Genomic DNA, 17,951 nt, shown 5'->3' with positions numbered 1-17,951 from the left:
GATAACACCGGCTGGCCACCCTCCTGGCTGACCGCTCAGACCCGGCCGCGGCCGCGCCTGAACCGTCTGACGGAGAGTGGAGCCCGCTGTGACCAGTGCCATCGCGCGTCTGCAGGATGCCATCGCCCGTTTGCACGATGCGGCAAACCTGAATGTTCTGCGGATGGCGTTGGCGCACCTGACCGGGGATCCGATCCTGCTCGACATGTCGGTCGAACAGACTCCGCTGCGTGGTGGCGCGTTCCTGTCCGCGCAGCTCGACCCGGTCCATCACGAACAGGTGCGACGTCGGGCGATCGAACTGGCACCGGGTTTCGCCGAGAACACCGGTGCCGCGCGCGGTGACGCCGAGCTGCGGGCGATGATGACGGCGTTCCTCGGGCGGCCGTTGACCGACGGTGAGTTCCGGCTCGGCCGCGAGCAGCTGTGCGTCGACGACTTTCCCCGCGCGGCGCGTTGGACCGCCGGCCGGCCTGCGGGCGCCGATGATCTCGGTGTCGTCATCATCGGGGCCGGGCCCAGCGGCATCGCCACCGCCGTGCAGCTGGAGCGCCTCGGGCTGCGCTACACCATTCTGGAACGCCAGCACGCCGTCGGCGGGACGTGGCTGCTCAACCGTTATCCGGATGCCCGGGTCGACGTGAACAGTTTCCAGTACCAGTTCACGTTCGAGAAGAACTATCCGTGGCCGGACTACTTCGCCTCGGCGGCGGACGTCCGGGCCTATCTGGAGCATGTGGCGGACAGACACGGTGTGTCCGCGCGGATCCGCTTCGGTGTCGAGCTGACCCGCGCGAGCTGGGATGAGCGGAGCCGGACCTGGCACCTGGAGGTGACCGGAGCCGGCGGCGGCGGCGACGGTACCGGTGGCCCGGCCAGCGTCGAGCACATCGAGACCCAGGTCGTGGTCAGCGGCGCGGGCATGTTCAGCACGCCGAAGTTCCCTGACATTCCGGGAATCGAGACCTTCCAGGGCCGTCACTTCCACACGACCCAGTGGGATGACAGCTGGGATCCGGCCGGCCAGCGCATCGCCGTGATCGGTAACGGGTCGACCGGGGTCCAGCTCATGCCGCGGCTCGCGGAGGCCGCCGAGCGGCTCTACCAGTTCCAGCGCACGCCACAGTGGATCTCGCCGATGGAGGGCTACAAGGAGCCGATCTCGGCGGACGACCGGGCGTTGCTCGACGGCATTCCCTTCTACTGGAACTGGTTCTGCCTGAAGAACTGGGCGATCGGGATGTCGATGGAGGCCGCGCAGACCGTCGACCCGGACTGGGTCGCGCGCGGTGGCCAGGTCAGCGAGCGCAACGATGGCCTGCGGGCCACCCTGACCGAGATCATCCGCCAGAAGCTCGGGCACGACCCCGAGCTGTTCGCCCGGTGCGTCCCGGACTACGCACCGCTGGCGCGGCGCCTTGTCGTCGACAACGGTTACTACGACGCGATTCTGCGTGAAAATGTCGAGCTCGTCACCGACGGCATCGTGGCCATCGACGAGACCGGCATCACGACCGCCGACGGGACGCACCGCGAGGTCGACGCGATCGTCTACGCCGCGGGCTTCCAGGTGACGAAGTACCTGTACCCGACCGAGTATGTCGGCGTCGGCGGGATCACGCAGGAGAAGGCCTGGGAGGAGGGCGGGCCGCGGGCCTATCTCGGCATCACCATGCCGTCGTTCCCGAACCTTTTCATGTTGTACGGGCCGAACTCGCAGCCGAGATCAGGATCCTTCATCAACGCCATCGAGAACTGGGCCCGCTATGTCGCGCAGATGATCGCGCTGATGGCCGAGCGCAGAATCCGGTCGGTGGAGATCAGGCCCGAGGTCTGCGCCGCCTACAACAAGCGCCTCGACGACGAGAGTGAGCAGATCATCTGGCTTACCGAGGCCGCCCGGACCAGGGGACGCAACTACTACGTGAGCGAGCAGGGGCGGCAGGTCGCGAACGTCCCGTGGGCGCTGCCGGAATTCTACGACATGCTCGCGGAGCCGCACCTGGACGACTACCTGCTTACCTGGTGAGCGCGGCCCGACAGGAGCGGAGGAATTTCTTCGCCCCAGAGCCTGTCGTCGGAGCGGAATCGAAGGTGTTGAGGATTCTGGTCGTTTCGGCGCCCAGAATCCTCAACACCTGCCCGACGGCAGAAGTGGCAAAGGCGGCGGCGGTGAGAGGTGCCTGTTAGTCGAGAGTGGCGGCTGGGCCGTGCACGTGCTCGGTCGCCCGGATCTCGGCGATCTGGGCGGGCGACAGGCCCAGTTCGGTCAGCACCTGTTCGGTGTCGGCGCCTACCTGCGGTGCCGTATGGCTGGCCGGCAGGTCGGCGCCGGCGAAGTCCACCGGAGAGTTGACCGAACGGTAGGTGCCGGTGCCGAGCGGGATGTCCAGGAACGCGCCGCTGGCGTGCACGACCGGGTCGGCGAGGGCCTCCGGCAGGTTCTGCACCGGGGTGAACGGCAGGCCTGCGGCGGCCAGCCGCTTCGCCCATTCCGCTGCCGTGCGGTGCCGGAAGATTTCCTCCAGGGTCTCGACCAGGATCTCGCTGTGCTGCGCCAGCCGGGTCGGTTCGCCGCCGTGGAAGCGGGGATCCTCGTCCAGCCAGTGTGCGTCGAGGACGTCGAGCAGCAGGTACCAGTCTCGGGCGGGGAACAGCACCTGGAGCCAGATCCACCGGCCGTCGGCACAGCGGTAGCAGTTGAGCGTGGCTTTCGGCGTGGTCTCGTGAACGGTGGGGTAGGGCCGGTCGTCCCGGTGCAGGGCGTCGGCCACGTCCGAGGCCATCAGCCACATCGCGGTCCGCAGCAGCGACACGGTGACCACCGTGCCCTCGCCGGTGCGTTCCCGCTGGAACAGCGCGGCGCTGACCGCGCCGGCGAGGGCGGCGCCGCCGGCACGGTCGCCCATGCCCGTCGCCGGGTGCGGCGGACGTCCGGTCGCGTCGCCCGACAGCGAGGCGAGGCCGGAGTACGCCCAGAAGGCGCCGAGGTCATAGCTGCGGCGCTGCCCGACCTGGTCGTCGCCGTAGCCGGTGACATGGGCGTAGATCAGCCGGGGATGGTCCGCGCGCAGGGTGGCGCTGTCGAGCTCGATCTGGCGCAGCACGCTGGGTCGCAGGTTGGTGACGAAGACGTCGCAGCCACGGACGAGCTGGTGGGCGACCCGCCGGGGGCCCGGCTCGAGCAGGTTGAGCACCACGCTGCGGCGGCTGCGGTTGTGCACGTCGAAACGCGGGTTGGCCACCGGCGCGTTCGACGGGCCCGACCGGGCCAGGGTCGCCCGGCCCGGCTCGCCGCCGGGCGGTTCGAGCTTGATGACCTGCGCACCCCAGTCGGCGAGGATCGTCGCGCAGGACGGTGCCGACGCGAACCAGCCGGCCTCCACCACACGCACACCATTCATCGGTCCGTTCACGAAGGAATGCTGCTCGCCGACCCGTTATCGCTGCCGTTACGGTCCTCGTGCCCCGATCCTGGTGATCCGGTCTGCGTCGGTCCGGTCTGCGTCGGTCCGGGCGGTGTGGTGCCTACGCGCCGGTCGGCGCGGCCGGTCCCACGGCGTGGCGGGGGCGGTCGATGAGCCGGCGGGCGTCGCCGGGACGCAGACCCAGCTCTCCGAGCGCTGCGACCGCGCGGCTGTAGGCGGCCAGCGCCGAGGTCTCGCTGCCGATGCTGCGCTCGATCTGGACGAGCAGCCGGTAGCCGGGATCGCTGTAGCGGTTGAGGCGCAGCAGGATCTCGCACTCGTCGCGCGCGGCCTCGGGACGTCCGAGGTCGAGCAGGAGACTGACCAGCTCCAGGCGGGCCTCCTCCTCGACGACGGCGAGGTGGGTGCGGCGCTCCTCCGCCCAGGCCAGGTCGCTGCCGCTGAGGTACGGTCCGCTGACCAGCGCCAGCGTGCGCCGCAGGCGCTCGACCCGCTCCTGCCCGGTCACCAGGCTGGCGGACCGGGCCAGCTCCTCGAACTGCAGGTCCGCGGCGTCCACGACGGTGTCGCCGGGCAGGCCGACGAGGTTGCCGTGGCGGCGGTCCAGGGCGAGGCCGGTGATCTGGCGGAACTTGAAGCACACCTGGCGGAAGTGGTTGCCGCCGTTGCGCAGGGAGGCGTCCGGGAAGAGCCTGGACTGCAGCTGCGCCCGGTCGACGCCCGCCGGGTGCAGTACCAGCAGCGCGGTCAGTTCGATGATCTTGAGGCGTCCGATGTGCTGGGGTACGCCGCCGACGAGGACGTCACGGTTGGCGCCGAACGGCTGGAGCGCGAGGTGCACGCCGCCGCGGGTGGCCGGGCGGCGCACGGGCCGTGCCGACGGGGCCACGACGAGACGCCGCCAGCGCCGCCCGGACGGGTCATGACGGTCCTCCCGCTCGGCGATCGCCGGGAACAGCGTCACGACCGGTAACAAGGACATCGTCGTCCCCATCATCGCCGCGGTGTGCTGGGCCAGCTCCGCGGCCTCGTGTGCGGCGTCCGGGTCGCCCGTCCTGGCCTGCGCCTCGGACAGCGCGGCCGCGGCGAGCGGCAGGTAGAGGCGCCGCTGCGCCGCCTTCATGGAACGCACGCACTCCTCGAGGAAGCCACGTGCCTCGGCGGCGCGGTCCAGGGTCAGCAGGGCGCAGCCGAGAAACGCCTGCCCCCACTCCAGCAGTGCCAGATGCCCCGAGCGGGCGGTCGCCTCGACGGAGCGTTCGAGCTCGGTGAGGGCCTCCTCGGCCCGGCCCGCCAGCAGCAGCGCCCAGCCGTGGAACATCGGGTACGCCGGCGAGATCGCGTACGGGCTGCGCTCCCGGTTGTGCAACGCCGCGTCCAGGGTGGCGATGCTGGCCTCGGCGTCGCCCTCGGCCAGCTGGACGACGGCCTCGATGTAGCGGGTGTGCGGCCGTTCCCGCAGCTCCGGCGGGACGCGTTCGAGGCTGTCCCGGGCGTCGGCCAGATCGCCGGTGAAGCACATGCCGAGCACCACGTTCGGGTTGAGCACAGGTGCCGCCGGGTCGTCGGGGGCGAGGCGGCGCAGCTCCTTCGTCCGGCCCTGCAGGAACAGCCCCCAGCTGAAGGGCCGTTCGAAGTCGCCCCACTCCCGCCAGACGGGAGGTGTGGCCGGCCGCAGGCCGCAGGTGGCCTCGGTCATGAACCGCAGCACCTCGGACCGGTAGTCGCCCCGGTACCGGTCGAGCAGCCGGTGTGCCTCCGCGACGTCGGACTGCAGCGCCCACGCCGCCGTGGCGAGCAGGGCCGGGTCGGCCTCGGTGCAGGCTCGCAGCGAGCCGGTGACGTCGAGGCGGCGGATCAGCGAGATCGTGTCCTCGAAGCGGTGCTGCCCGAAGAGCGAGCGGATCAGGCCGGCCATGAGCCGCGGGTTCGTGGTGATGCGGTCGCGCCCGATCCGCTCCGCCCAGCGCAGGAACGTGGCCCAGTCCGACCGGGCCAGCAGTCCCTCGGCCGCGCGGTCGAAGGCGAGGAGGGCCTCGTCCCGGGCGTCTATCGAGAGGTACTGCTCCACCGCCTCCTCGACCCGCCCGCTGTCGGCGAGATGGCCGGCGTAGCGGCGCACCATCAGCGCGTGCCGGCGCGGCTCGGTCGACAGCAGAGTGCGCTGCAGGAAGGTGCGGAACAGCGAGTGGTAGACGACCGCGTCGTCGGACATCGTGGTGGCGGGCAGATGCCGTGAGCGCACCGTGTCCCACAGCCGGTGGCCGTCGTCGCCGCACAGCGCGGTCGCCGCCTCCCGGGTGACGGCGGTGGGGATGCTCGTGTCCAGCAGGAACTGCGCGTCCTCCGCCGGAAGACGCTCCAGGACCGCGGACATGAGGACCGTGGGCAGGTGGTTCGTCCGGCTCTGCTCGTGCAGGCCGAAGCGGTAGCTGAAGACCGCGCCGGCCATCCACCCGCCGGTTGCCCGCATGACCTTCGCGGCCTGGCCGGTGTCGCTGGCGAGCAGCTCGGCGAGCTGGCGGTTCTCCTCCTCGGTGAGCGCCAGGTCGCTGTCGGCCACCAGGGAGATCCCGCCCTCGACCAGCCGATGCTCGATGAAGCCCTTCAACGCGCCCGAGGACAGCAGCAGGACCCGCAGGGTGTCGGGTGCGCCGACGACGAACGTGCCGAGGGCGTGCCGCGCCTCGTCGGCCAGCATCAGGTACTGGCACTCGTCGATGACGAGCAGTGCGGGGCGGCGCTGGATCGTGCCGGCGGCCACCGCCGCGGCCTCGGGCAGCGAGGCCTCGATCCGGAAGGCCGGGTTCGTCGAGCCCTGGGCCTGCGCCGGCCGGAGGTCCCGCAGCGCGTCGAGGAGCGTGGCCAGCAGCCGGTGCGGTGAGACATGGGAGCCGTCGAGCGTCACCCAGATCGTCGGGCGGTCCAGCGCGGCGCTGTAGAGCTGCGCCGCGACCGTCTTGCCGGCGCCCGGGGCGGCGGAGATCAGCACCGCGGGGGAGCGTGCGAACGACCTCTCCAGCAGCTGGTCGACCCGCGGGCGGTGCAGCACCGCACCGGGCAGCCCCGGGCGGGTCTCACCGGCCCGCCGCTCGTCGTCGGCTGTCGTGGTCACCGGGCAGGCGTTCCTTTCGGTCCCGCGTCGATGCGAGTGGTCAGCCCCCGGAGCAGCGCAGATGCCGGGAAAAGGGATGTTAGCTCCGCCTCGCGACCCATCGCAATCTCGGACGAGTGCGCGGCCGCGCAGGTCAGCGCCCTGCCCGAGGGCGTCCGGCCCGACGAATCCACCCGTAATGACGCAGGTAACACCGCCCGCAGATCGTGCGGCCGACCGTCCCCGGCCACTGGGCATCTGCCGTGGGGACCGAGAGAGGAGTCCGTGGTGACCGTAGGACACGGCCGAGCACGCGCCGCCCGGGTGGGTCGGCGACTCGCCTGGCCACGCACGATGGCGGTCGGGCTGTTACTCGCTTCGGCGGTCGCCGCGTGCGGGGGAGGCGGCGACACGAGCGATTCTGCCGCCTCGACGCTTCCGCTGGCGTCGTCGACCGGCGATCCGCTCGCGCCCCAGCCACTGGCCAGGCAGGAGACCCTCCGCATCGGCGTGAGCTCCAAGCTGGAGTCCTTCTCCGCGCTGCTGCTGGCGACCGACGAGCTCGCGAAGGAGAACATCAAGGTCGAGCTGACCTACGCCGGAGTGTCCGAGACCACGCTCCTGGTCACCCAGGGCAAGCTGGACATGGTCTTCGGCTCCTACACGGCCGGGTTCTTCAACATCGTCTCCGCGAACCCCGACGTGCGGTTCATCTTCCCCGGTGCGAGCCAGCCCGAGGACTCGACCCAGGGTTTCTGGGCCAACAAGTCGGTCCTCAACCCCTCCGGGGGTGAGCTGACGGCCGCGGCCTTCAAGGGCAAGAAGATCCTCACGGTCTCCGGTGACGGCAGCCCCAGCGCCTTCCAGATGGCCGCGTGGATCAGGACGCTGCCCGGGGGTGACTCCGTCAAGCCCACCGACCTGACCTTCGAGCAGTTCGACGCCACCCTGGTGTCGCAGGCGCTCCAGCAGGGGGCGGCCGCGGCCGGCCAGGTCAACTCCCCGTACGACCAGCAGCTCAGCGACGACTCCTGCTGCGAGTTCATGTCCGGCGTCATCCCGACGAAGGCGACCGTCTCCGGGATCGTCGAGGGCAGGTCCATGAAGGGCCGGGAGGACGTCACGCTGGCGTTCGTCCGGGCGATGGCCCGCACCACCCTCGACAAGCTGCAGCCGGGCTACAAGGAAGACCCGGACACGCTCAGTGCCCTGGCGAAGGTGCTGGAGATGGACACCGCGAAGCTCAGGTCGATTCCCGAGCTGTACTTCGACCCGACCTTCCAGAGCCACATCGCCCCGGCCCTGTCGGACGGCCAGGGGTTCTGGCGGGCCCGCGGCCTGCTCAAGTACGACAAGGACCTGACCGAGTCGGACCTCTGGGACTACCGCTACCTCGACGCGATCGGCTTCGCGCAGCAGAGCTAGCAGCCGGCGGACACATCCGGCCCGCCTCCGGAACGCCCCACCTCCGGAACGCCCCACCTCCGGAACGCCCCGCGTTCGGCGGACGAACCGTGCCCGGAACGCACCGCATCCCAGGAGGGGAGCACACATGACCCAGCCTGCCAGGCCCGGCACCGGGACGCTGGCCGACCTCCGCGTCGTCGAGCTCGGCGGCATCGGGCCCATCCAGTACGGCGCGATGCTGCTGGCCGACCACGGCGCGGACGTCGTCCGCATCACCCGGCCCGGACATCCCTTCCCGAACCGCCCGGACGGCGTGGACCTGCTCGACCGGGGCAAACGGCTCGTCGCCCTCGACCTGCGCCGGCCGGACGACCAGGCCGCCGCGGTGCGCCTGGCCGTGGCCGCCGACGTCGTCGTCGAGGGCTGGCGGCCAGGCGTCGCCGAGCGGCTCGGTGTCGGGCCGGCCGAGATCACCGCGCGCAACCCCAGGAGCGTCTACGTGCGGATGACGGGCTGGGGCCAGAGCGGCCCGCTCGCCGAGCGGGGCGGTCACGACATCAACTACATCGCGGCCGCCGGCGCGCTGGACGCCTTCGGGAGGCGGGACGGCCCGCCTGTCCCGCCGCTCAACCTGGTGGGCGACTTCGCGGGGGGCGGCCTCATGCTCGCGTTCGGCATCCTCGCCGCGCTGCGCGAGGCCGACCGCCGCGGGGAGGGCCAGGTGGTCGACTGCGCGATGGTCGACGGCGTCAGCCACCTGATGACGGCGTTCCACGCGCCGGCACTGGCGCTCGGCCCCCGCGGTACCAACCTCCTCGACACCGGGCACCCGGCCTACGAGGTGTACGAGACGGCCGATCGACGCCACGTCGCGGTCGGGGCGCTGGAACCCCGGTTCTTCGACGTCCTGCTGGCCGGGCTCGGGCTCGACCCGGCCGAGGTGCCGGGGCCGCTCGACATCGCCCGGCGGGAGGAGCTGCGGGCGGCGCTGGCCGCAGCGATCGCCCGGCGGACGTCGGCGCAGCTTCGGGAGGTCTTCGACCGGCTCGACGCCTGCGTCACCCCGGTTCTCACGCAGGGCGAGGCGATCGCCCACCCGCACAGCGTGGCCCGGGAGGCCTTCGTCGACGTCGGTGGGATCGTCCAGCCGGCGCCGGTGCCGCGGTTCTCGCGGACGCCGGGACGGGTCACCGCGCTGCCCCGCCCGGCCACCGCGGAGGAATGCCGGCGGGAATGGGCCGGGTCAGCACGGTCGGCCAGGTCCGCCGGGTCGGTCGAGGTGGCAGGGTCAGCCGAGGCGGTCGAGGTGGCAGGGCTGGCCGACTCGGTGGCGCCGGCCGAGGCGGCGGCCAGATGACAGCGCGTCACCGCCACGGCCCGCTCGCCGGGGTGAAGGTCGTCGACCTGTCCACGGCACTGGCCGGGCCCTGGGCCGCCGGCATCCTCGCCGGTCAGGGCGCCGAGGTCATCAAGGTCGAGCGGCCCGAGGGCGACCAGGCCCGCTGGTCGGGCACCCGGGCCGGCGACATCTCGGCGATGTTCCACATGGTCAACCGGGGCAAGCGGGGAATCGTCCTCGACCTCCGCACGGCGGAGGGCCTCGCCGCCGCGCACCGGCTGGTGGCCGGGTCCGACATCGTGGTGCAGAACTTCCGCCCCGCGGTGGCCGAACGCCTCGGCCTGGCCTACGAGCAGCTGCGCGCGGTGAACGAGGACGTCATCGTCGTGGCCGTCACCGGCTTCGGGCCGACCGGACCGGACGCCGACCGGCCGGCGTTCGACAGCGTGATCCAGGCGGAGGCCGGGTTCGCCGACCTGCAGGCCGGCGCCGACGGTGTGCCGCGGTTCTCCGAGCACACGATCATCGACAAGATAACGGCGATGGCCGCGGCGCAGGCCGCCGTGACGGCGCTGTTCGCCCGCGAGCGCGGACTGGGCGGCCAGCTCGTCGAGGTGCCGATGCTCGACGTCGCCGTGGACTTCCTGTGGGCCGATGTAGCCGGTGACGAGACCCTTCTCGACGCCCCGCGAGAACCGTCGCGCGGCGTGACCGTGGGCCGGCGGCACTTCCTGCAGCTCGCCGACGGGTGGGTGACGGTGTCGTTCGGCCGGCCCGGTGCGGTCGGCGGCCTGTGCCGCGTGCTCGGCCTCGACCTGGCGCGCTACGCCGGTCTGGCCGAGGAGGCCGGCCCCGGGCCGGGTGGCGCGCGCCCCCGGCTGCTCGACGCGTTCCTCGCCGAGGCCCGGGCGGCCGCGCGCACGCTGACCCGCGACGAGACCGCCCGCCGGCTGGTGGACAACGACGTGACGATCGGGGTCGTCCGCACCCTCGCGGAGATGCACCGCAACCCGCAGCTCGCCGGCGCCGGCTTCTTCCACGAGACGACGCAGCCCGGCGTCGGACGCATCCGGCACACGGTCCCACCGGTCCGGTTCGGTGCGTTCGAGCCGGTGGTTCCCGGGCTCAGCCCACACCTGGGCGAACACACCGACGAGGTCCTCGCGTGAGCGGGGCAGCAGCGACCAGTCCGCCGGGACGGAGAGGAACGGACAGCAGATGGCCAGAAAAATCGCGGTCCAGGAAGTGGAGCGCACCTTCGGCACTGGCACCCGGACGGTCCAGGCACTCGGCCCGCTCGACCTGGACATCGGCGACGGCGAGTTCGTCTGCGTCGTCGGGCCGTCGGGCTGCGGGAAGTCGACGCTCCTGCGCATCATCGCCGGGCTCGTCAACCCGACCGGCGGCGCGGTCTCGATCGAGCACGACGACATCAGCCGGCATCTGATGGCCGTGGTCTTCCAGGACTACAGCATCTACGCCTGGAAGACCGTGGAGGCGAACGTCCGGCTCGGCCTGGACATCGCCCGGGTGCCGCGCCGGGAGGCGAAGCAGCGCGTCGAGGCGATCCTCGACCGGCTCGGCCTGTACGGCGTGCGCAAGGCCTACCCGCACGCGCTGTCCGGGGGCATGCGCCAGCGTGTCTCGATCGCCAGGGCGCTCGTCGTCGAGCCGGAGATCCTGCTCATGGACGAGCCCTTCGCAGCGCTCGACGCGCAGCTGCGGCTGGTCATGCAGGAGGAGCTGCTGGCGCTGTGGCAGCAGGACCGGCGCACCGTCGTCTTCGTCACCCACAACCTGGACGAGGCGATCCTGCTCGGCGACCGCGTGGTGGTCATGTCGGCGGGCCCCGGCACCATCCTGGAGCAGGTCGAGGTGCCGTTCGCCCGGCCACGCTCGGCGGCGCTGCGGGGCACCAGCGAGTTCGCCGCCCTTGAGGACCACCTGTGGTCCCTGCTGCGGCGGGAGATCCGCGACCACAACCCCGGCGGAACCGACACCGGTTCCGACCGTCACCACACCGCCCTCGCAGAGCAGGTGATCTCGTGAGCATTGGCAGCAGCCAGCAGAGCATGCCACCGGCGCCGCAGGTGGCACCGGCACCGGCACCGGCCGCCGGCACCGCGCGACCGGCGGCCACCGCCGCCTTATCTCCCGAACCGGGCGCGTCATCTCCCGAACCAGGTGCTCGTCCGGCATCCGCCTCGGCGACCGCCGCGACGGCCGGCGGCGCGGTCACGGTGGTCCGCGCGCCCGGTGCGCTCGAACGGGATCGGTCCCGCTACCAGCGCCGGCAGCGGGTGGTGGACATGGCGCTGCGCTTCGGCACCCCGATCGTGCTCCTGCTGCTGTGGCAGTGGGCGTCGACCAGCGGTGCGATCGACCGCCAGTTCTGGCCCCCGCCGACCGAGGTGGCCAGTGCGTTCGGTGACTCGGTGAGCAGCGGCTACCTCGGCGAGAACCTGTGGAAGACGTTCGTCCGGCTCATCTACGGCTACGCCGGCGGAGCGGCGGCCGGGATCCTGCTCGGCCTGCTGCTCGGCACGGTCCGGGCGCTGCGGGTGGCGCTGGAGCCGATCGTCTCAGCCCTCTACACGGTGCCGAAGCTGGCGATCTTCCCGTTGTTGCTGCTGGTGTTCGGTGTCGGTGACGCACCGAAGATCATCCTGACCGGCCTCGGTGCGTTCTTCGTGACCTGCCTGTCCACGCTGGCCGCGGTGGTCAGCATCCCGGCGCCGATGCACGAGCCGATGCGCTCGTTCCAGGCGTCGTGGCTGCAGACGTTCCGCCACCTGACGGTCCCGGCGGTCCTGCCCGAGGTGTTCCACGCCCTGCGGCTGGGGGCCGGGATGGCGGTGCTCGTCCTGGTCGGCATGGAGATGATCCAGGGCGCGAACGGCCTCGGCGCGATGATCTGGAGCTCCTGGCAGGTCTTCGACACCGGCCGGATGTATGTGGGCATCGTCGTCGCCGCCGTGTTCGGTGTGCTGTTCCAGAGCGCGATCAAGTGGGCGGGCACCCTGCTGCTGCCCTGGACCCGCAACGACCGCTGACAGGCCGGGGAATGCACCGGTTCGCCCTGTGGCGGCTGCTGGCCGGGCCCGGCCGGTTCGGGATGTTCTTCCTCGGTTCGATCCTGACGAACATCGGCACCTGGGCGCAGAACTTCGCGGCCGTGCTGCTCGTCTACCGCCTCACCGGCTCGACCACGCAGGTCGGGCTGGTGAGCGTGGCCCAGTTCGCCGCGCCGATCCTGCTCGTGCGCTGGACCGGCGCGGTGGCCGACCGGGTCGACCGGCGGCTGACGATCATCGTCTGCCAGCTGCTCGGCGCGGCGGCGACACTCGTCCTGGTGGTCGCCAGCGCCACCGGAACGGTGACACCGGCGCTGGTGCTGGCCGTGACGCTGGTCCTCGGTGTCTTCCTGGCCTTCCAGACACCGGCGCAGCTCGCGCTGGTGCCGCTGCTGGTCACCCCCGCGCAGCTCGACAGCGCCTTCTCGCTCAACGGGGCTCAGTTCAACCTGGCGCGCGCGGTGGCTCCCGTCCTCGCCGGCCTGCTCGTCGGCAGCTTCGGCTTCACCGTGGTCTTCGCCCTGAACACGGTGACGTTCCTGCTCTACCTGCTGGCGATCCTGCTGGTCCGGCCGGCACCGCAGGAACGGCCCGCGTCGAGGCCGCGGCTGCTCGCGACGCTGGAGACCGTCCGGCGGACCCGCTACGTCACCACACTGCTGGCTGTCGCGTTCGTCGTCAGCGGGGCGACGGACGCGGCGGTCACCCTCGGGCCCGCGCTCGGCGTCACGTTGGCCGGCGACGACGGTGCCGCCGGATCGATCATGACGGCCTTCGCTGGCGGCGCCGCGCTGGCCGCGATCGGTCTCGCCTCGTGGGTCGAGCGGTTCCGCCGCCGGTTGCCCGCGGCGATTCTGGTCCAGGCCCTGGGGCTGGCCGGGGTGGCGCTCGCACCCTCGCTGCCGGTGGCGCTCGTGGCCGTCGCTGTCATGGGCAGCGCCTTCATCCTCGGGGTGAACCGGGCGCTGTCACTGATCCAGCAGCGGGTGCCCGCGGTGGCGCTCGGCCGGGTGATGGCGCTGTTCGCGGTGTGCGTCGCCACGAGCAAGCCGGTTTTCGCGCTCGCCGACGGCTTCCTCAGCGACCGGCTGGGACCGCGCTGGGCGGTGGCGGCACTGGCTGCGACAGCCGTGGTGACCGGCACCCTGCTGTGGCGTCAGGGAACCGCGGCCGACCAGGCGTCGGCGTCGGCAGCGGGCGCGCCGGTCACCGCGCCCGCTCCCGCCGACCGTGCGGCGGCGGTGGGTCAGGGGATCGCGCCCGCCGACTGATAGGCGGCGATGTCCTCCCAGGTCTTGCCGCATTCGAGCAGCACCAGCTCGGTGTGCTCGCCGAACTCCGGGGCGCGGGCCAGCGCCGGCGCGCTGTCGTCGACGGTGACCGGCCCGCGGACGGTGGGCACGCCCCGCTCCTCGATCCGGGTCACGTAGCCGTTCGCCACCACCTGCGGGTCCTGGACGATCTCGTCGGCGGACTGGACGGCCGCCCAGGGCGCGTCGAAGTCGCTGAACAGGGCTCGGATGTCGGCGAGGGTGTGCCGGGCGAACGCCGCGTCGAGCTCCGCCAGGCAGGCCGCCTTCTCCCGGGCGCGGGCGTGGTGGTCGACGAAGCGCGGGTCGGCCGCGAGGCCCGGCACGCCCAGCAGCTCGACCAGCCGCGGCCAGTAACGGTCGCTTTCCAGCAGGCAGAGGCTGACCCAGCGCCCGTCGGCGGTCGCGAAGAAGTTGACCAGTGGGTTCGAGGTGGCGCCCCGGCCGTGGTCGACGGCGTCGCTCATGCCGGACGCGGCCCGCATCAGGTCGGCGGACATGAACCAGGCGGCCATGCCGAGCAGGGAGACGTCCACGGTGCTGCCCATGCCGGTGCGGTGGGCCCGCAGCAGCGCGGCGCAGACACCGTAGGACAGGGCCACCGCGGCGGTGCGGTCGCCGATGGCACCGGGCATGGGCGGTGGCCAGGGGGCGTCCTGGCCGGCGAAGGCCTGGGCGAGGCCGCCGCGTGCGTAGAAGGCGGTGAGGTCGTAGCCGGGAGTGTCCCGGTCCGGGCCGCGCCGGCCGAAACCCGAGCCGCGGGCGAGGACCACGCGCGGATACCGGCGGTGCACCTCCTCGGCAGTGATCCCGAGCCGTTCGGCCGCCGCGGGACGGAAGTTGGTGAGCAGGACGTCGGCGTCCCCGAGCAGCTCCCAGAACAGGTTCAGGCCCAGCGGGTTCTTCAGGTCCAGCGCCACGCTGCGCTTGCCGCGGTTGGTCATCTGGACGCCGACGTCGGGCGGCTGGCCGTGGGTGCGCAGGGACCGGTACGGATCACCACGGCGCATGTGCTCGATCTTCACGACGTCCGCGCCGAGGTCGGCGAGCAGCGCGCCGACGGTCGGCACGAAGACCCACTCGGCCAGTTCGACAACCCTGATGCCAGCGAGCGGGCCGGGAGGAGGCGTGTCAGACATGCCGCCAACGACAGCGCCGGCGAGTTATCCAGCGCGTTACCGCGCGCCGCCGGTCACGCCCGGGCGGCACAGGGCCGGGATCGTCATGAGCCCGATAACGGACACGGTAACGCCGGCCGCCGAACGTCGACGGCGAACCGGGCGCCGCAGCGCGGATGACCCACTGTCCAGCAACGCCCAGCCACGCATGGGAGATCGCCGTGACGACGACCGAGCGGCCCGCGTTAGGAACGATGCTGCGGGAGTTCGATGTGCTGAACCCCGAGCACTCCGACCGCAAGCACGAGATCCTGGCCTACGCCCGCCAGCACTGCCCGGTGAGCCGGACCGAGGCGAACTACGGCGGCTTCTGGATCCTGACCCGCTACGACGACATCCGCCGGGTGCTGGAGGACTGGGAGACGTTCTCCTCCACCGAGGCCAGTCCGGCGCCGTCGAACCTGAAGATGTGCCCGATCCACACCGACCCGCCGGTGCAGACGCACGCCCGGGACATGCTCAACCCGCTGCTGTCGAGGAAGGCGCTGGCCCGGTTCGAGCCCCGGATGCGCGCGATCGCCGCCGACCTGGCCGACGCGTTCGCCGACCGGGGCGAGGTGGAGCTGCTGACCGAGTTCGCCGGCCCGTTCTCCAGCCAGGCACTGGTCGAGATCGTCCTCAACGACATCACCCCCGAGCAGCTCGCCCAGGCTCGCGAGATCTCGCTGCGGGCCTCCGAGCAGCCCACGCCGGAAGTGATCGGGCAGCTGATCGCGATGAGCGAGCGGTTCCTCGACCACGCCCGCGCCCACCTCGACGAGCTGCCGGACGGAATCCTGCGGACCATCGTGACCGGGCCGTTCGGCGGCCAGGTGCCCACACCGGACGAGCAGCTGCGGATCCTGGCGATCCTCATCCTCGGCGGGCTGGACACCACCCGCGCCGCGATCGGCGCGATCGGCTACTACCTGGCGACGAACCCGGGCCTGGAGCTGCGCCTGCGCGACCCGCGCTGGATCCGCCGCGACCTGGACGAGTTCCTCCGCCTGGCGTCCCCCGTCGGGTACATGGCCCGGGTCGCCACCCGGGACACCGAGGTCGGCGGGGTCGCGATCGCCAAGGGCCAGCGGGTCATGGTCCGCTTCGACTCGGCGAACCGGGACGAGGCCAAGTTCCCCAACCCCGACCAGCTGACCTTCGGCGCGACCCGGCCCGGCCACGCGGCGTTCGGCCTCGGCGTGCACCGGTGCATCGGCTCCAACCTGGCCCGGATGCAGATCGAGATCGCCCTCGACGAGCTGCTGCGGCGGGTTGAGAACCTGCGACCGGTGCCCGGAGCCCGCTACGAGTGGACCGCCGGTGTCGGCAACTCGCTGCGCTCGGTCCCGCTGCACTTCGACCGCCGGGCCTGACCCATGACGCACCGGATGACGATCGCCGGCCGGCCCGCGTCGACGCACGCCTCCTTCGATGTCGTGGACCCGGCGACGGGCCAGCCCGCCGGGCGTGCGCCCGAATGCTCGCCCGAGCAGGTCGACGAGGCCGTGGCCGCCGCCGTGGCGGCGTTCGGTGAGGAGCCCGGCGCCTTCGGCGAGGAGCCCGGTGGCGGGTGGGGCCCGGCCCTCGGCGGCAGGCCCGGCGGCGGTTCCGGCCCGGCCTGGCGCCACGATGAGGCGGGCCGCCGCCAGGCCTTGCGCGACATCGCTGACACCATCGAGGCGCACCACGGCGAGCTGACCCGGCTGCTGGTGCTGGAGTCCGGCAAGCCGCTGGCCTGGGCCGCCGGCGAGGTCTCCTATGCGCCGAGCTGGTTTCGCTACTACGCCGACCTGGACATTCCCCGGGAGGTCCTGCGGGACGTCCCGGGCAGCCTGGTGGAGCTGGCCTACCGGCCGCTGGGGGTGGTCGCCGCGATCACGCCGTGGAACGGCCCGATCGGCATGGCGGCCTGGAAGGTCGCGCCCGCGCTGCGCGCCGGGAACACCGTCGTGCTGAAGCCCTCGCCGTTCACGCCGCTGGCCACGCTTCGCCTCGGCGAGCTGCTGGCCGGGGTGCTGCCGCCGGGGGTGCTGAACGTGGTCAGCGGCGGCGATGATGTCGGCCGGCGGATGACGGCGCACCCGGCCGTGCGCAAGATCAGTTTCACCGGGTCGACCGGGGCGGGCCGGCAGATCGCCGCCGCGGCCGGCAGCCGCCTCGCCCGCGTCACCCTCGAGCTCGGCGGCAACGACGCGGCGATCCTGCTCGAGGACGTCGACGTGCCGGCCACGGCCGCCGCGCTGGCGGCGCTCGCGCTGAAGAACTGCGGCCAGATCTGCGCCATCCCGAAACGGATCTTCGCCCCGGCCGCGATCTACGCCGACGTCGTCGCCGCGTTCGCCGACGCGTACGGGCGGGTCGTGGTCGGCGGGCCCTACGAGCCCGGCGTGACGATGGGCCCGCTGTCCACCCGGCCGCAGTGGGAGCGGGTACGCGGACTGGTCACGGACGCGGTGGCCCGCGGTGGCCGGATCGCCACCGGCGGGGCGCCGCCGGACCGGCCGGGATTCTTCTACCCCGCGACGGTCGTCGCCGACGTCGCCGAGGGCGTGCCGCTGGTGGACGAGGAACAGTTCGGCCCGGTCACGCCGATCATCCGCTACGACCGGCCGGCTGACGCCGTCGCGCGCGCGAACGCCACCGAGTTCGGCCTGTGCGGCTCGGTCTGGTCGGCCGACCCCGAACGCGCCGCGGTGCTGGCCGAGCGGCTGGAGACCGGCATGACGTACGTCAACGGGCATGGCGGTCTGCCGCCCGAGCTGCCGTTCTTCGGGGCGCGCTCCAGCGGGATCGGTGTCGCGAACGGCCTGCCCGGGCTGTTGGAGTTCACCCAGCCCCAGGTGGTCACCCGAGCCCGCGGCTGATCTCGCCGACAACGCAGAAGGAGCAGACCCGATGACCAGAGCGTCCGTGGACGAGGCCCGCTGCCAGGGGCACGGCCGGTGCTCCCTGGAAGCGCCCGACCTCTTCGACGTCAGCGACAGCGGCACCGCCTTCCTGCTGGTCGCCGACGATCTCACCGTGGCCCAGACCGTCCAGCTCGACGACGCCATCGTGGCGTGCCCGGAGCAGGCGATCTCGAAATCCCCCTGAGGCACGACAACCCAGGCACGACAACTCAGGTGCGGCAGCCCAGGCGCGG

At 72.2% G+C, this 17,951-nt stretch carries 13 protein-coding genes; 10 read left to right on the top strand and 3 right to left on the bottom strand.

Going from position 1 to position 17,951, the window contains the following annotated elements; all coding sequences use genetic code 11:
- Positions 1–163 precede the first annotated feature (163 nt).
- A complete protein-coding gene (locus tag ACG83_RS20715) occupies positions 164–2,029 on the top strand; it encodes an NAD(P)/FAD-dependent oxidoreductase (RefSeq protein ID WP_152991457.1) in 1,866 nt (621 codons plus the stop codon).
- 157 nt (positions 2,030–2,186) lie between these two features.
- Here the strand turns inward: ACG83_RS20715 and ACG83_RS20710 are convergent, their stop codons facing one another.
- The gene (locus ACG83_RS20710; protein WP_054567815.1) at positions 2,187–3,404 is read right to left on the bottom strand and encodes a CaiB/BaiF CoA-transferase family protein; all 1,218 of its coding nucleotides are present in this window, start codon (positions 3,402–3,404) and stop codon (positions 2,187–2,189) included.
- Between the two features lie 124 nt (positions 3,405–3,528).
- A complete protein-coding gene (locus ACG83_RS20705) occupies positions 3,529–6,543 on the bottom strand; it encodes an AAA family ATPase (RefSeq protein ID WP_054567814.1) in 3,015 nt (1,004 codons plus the stop codon).
- 267 nt (positions 6,544–6,810) lie between these two features.
- On the opposite strand from ACG83_RS20705, the gene ACG83_RS20700 reads away from it, so the two are divergent.
- From ACG83_RS20700 to ACG83_RS20675, 6 genes are all read left to right on the top strand, one after another.
- Positions 6,811–7,947 carry a hypothetical protein gene (locus tag ACG83_RS20700; RefSeq protein WP_131831146.1) on the top strand — a complete coding sequence of 379 codons (1,137 nt, stop codon included), beginning with the start codon at positions 6,811–6,813 and terminating at the stop codon, positions 7,945–7,947.
- 127 nt (positions 7,948–8,074) lie between these two features.
- On the top strand, positions 8,075–9,286 hold the full coding sequence (locus ACG83_RS20695) for a CaiB/BaiF CoA-transferase family protein (protein ID WP_063793138.1): 1,212 nt from the start codon (positions 8,075–8,077) through the stop codon (positions 9,284–9,286).
- Positions 9,283–10,437, top strand: coding sequence for a CaiB/BaiF CoA-transferase family protein (locus tag ACG83_RS20690; RefSeq protein ID WP_054567974.1), 1,155 nt, complete (start codon positions 9,283–9,285; stop codon positions 10,435–10,437). Before ACG83_RS20695 ends, ACG83_RS20690 begins: the two co-directional genes overlap by 4 nt.
- Before the next feature lie 49 nt (positions 10,438–10,486).
- Positions 10,487–11,317, top strand: coding sequence for an ABC transporter ATP-binding protein (locus tag ACG83_RS20685; protein WP_063793137.1), 831 nt, complete (start codon positions 10,487–10,489; stop codon positions 11,315–11,317).
- Entirely contained in the window at positions 11,314–12,321 is a 1,008-nt protein-coding gene (locus tag ACG83_RS20680) for an ABC transporter permease (RefSeq protein WP_083473405.1), read from the top strand. Before ACG83_RS20685 ends, ACG83_RS20680 begins: the two co-directional genes overlap by 4 nt.
- 11 nt (positions 12,322–12,332) lie before the next feature.
- The gene (locus tag ACG83_RS20675; RefSeq protein WP_054567812.1) at positions 12,333–13,613 is read left to right on the top strand and encodes an MFS transporter; all 1,281 of its coding nucleotides are present in this window, start codon (positions 12,333–12,335) and stop codon (positions 13,611–13,613) included.
- Here ACG83_RS20675 and ACG83_RS20670 read toward each other — a convergent pair.
- Positions 13,589–14,791, bottom strand: coding sequence for a CaiB/BaiF CoA-transferase family protein (locus ACG83_RS20670; RefSeq protein ID WP_054567811.1), 1,203 nt, complete (start codon positions 14,789–14,791; stop codon positions 13,589–13,591). The genes ACG83_RS20675 and ACG83_RS20670 overlap by 25 nt on opposite strands.
- Before the next feature lie 200 nt (positions 14,792–14,991).
- Between ACG83_RS20670 and ACG83_RS20665 the strand changes: the two genes are divergently transcribed.
- The 3 genes from ACG83_RS20665 to ACG83_RS20655 are packed head-to-tail and all read left to right on the top strand — an operon-like array spanning position 14,992 to position 17,902.
- On the top strand, positions 14,992–16,182 hold the full coding sequence (locus ACG83_RS20665; protein ID WP_161934779.1) for a cytochrome P450: 1,191 nt from the start codon (positions 14,992–14,994) through the stop codon (positions 16,180–16,182).
- A gap of 15 nt (positions 16,183–16,197) precedes the next feature.
- Positions 16,198–17,673, top strand: coding sequence for an aldehyde dehydrogenase family protein (locus ACG83_RS20660; protein ID WP_054567809.1), 1,476 nt, complete (start codon positions 16,198–16,200; stop codon positions 17,671–17,673).
- 31 nt (positions 17,674–17,704) lie between these two features.
- Positions 17,705–17,902, top strand: a complete 198-nt coding sequence (locus ACG83_RS20655) for a ferredoxin (protein WP_054567808.1) — start codon at positions 17,705–17,707, stop codon at positions 17,900–17,902.
- The last annotated feature ends 49 nt before the right edge of the window (positions 17,903–17,951 follow it).

The organism is Frankia sp. R43 (genome assembly GCF_001306465.1).
GTDB lineage: Bacteria > Actinomycetota > Actinomycetes > Frankiales > Frankiaceae > Parafrankia > Parafrankia irregularis.
This window is presented reverse-complemented; position numbering and strand designations above follow the sequence as displayed.

What these genes read in the sequence shown, in the direction of transcription:
- ACG83_RS20715 (WP_152991457.1), top strand. Translation starts at nt 164, where the DNA reads ATGGCGTTGGCGCACCTGACCGGGGATCCGATCCTGCTCGACATGTCG.
- ACG83_RS20685 (WP_063793137.1), top strand. Translation starts at nt 10,487, where the DNA reads ATGGCCAGAAAAATCGCGGTCCAGGAAGTGGAGCGCACCTTCGGCACT.
- ACG83_RS20710 (WP_054567815.1), bottom strand. Translation starts at nt 3,404, where the DNA reads ATGAATGGTGTGCGTGTGGTGGAGGCCGGCTGGTTCGCGTCGGCACCG.
- ACG83_RS20655 (WP_054567808.1), top strand. Translation starts at nt 17,705, where the DNA reads ATGACCAGAGCGTCCGTGGACGAGGCCCGCTGCCAGGGGCACGGCCGG.
- ACG83_RS20660 (WP_054567809.1), top strand. Translation starts at nt 16,198, where the DNA reads ATGACGATCGCCGGCCGGCCCGCGTCGACGCACGCCTCCTTCGATGTC.
- ACG83_RS20670 (WP_054567811.1), bottom strand. Translation starts at nt 14,791, where the DNA reads ATGTCTGACACGCCTCCTCCCGGCCCGCTCGCTGGCATCAGGGTTGTC.
- ACG83_RS20695 (WP_063793138.1), top strand. Translation starts at nt 8,075, where the DNA reads ATGACCCAGCCTGCCAGGCCCGGCACCGGGACGCTGGCCGACCTCCGC.
- ACG83_RS20690 (WP_054567974.1), top strand. Translation starts at nt 9,283, where the DNA reads ATGACAGCGCGTCACCGCCACGGCCCGCTCGCCGGGGTGAAGGTCGTC.
- ACG83_RS20675 (WP_054567812.1), top strand. Translation starts at nt 12,333, where the DNA reads ATGCACCGGTTCGCCCTGTGGCGGCTGCTGGCCGGGCCCGGCCGGTTC.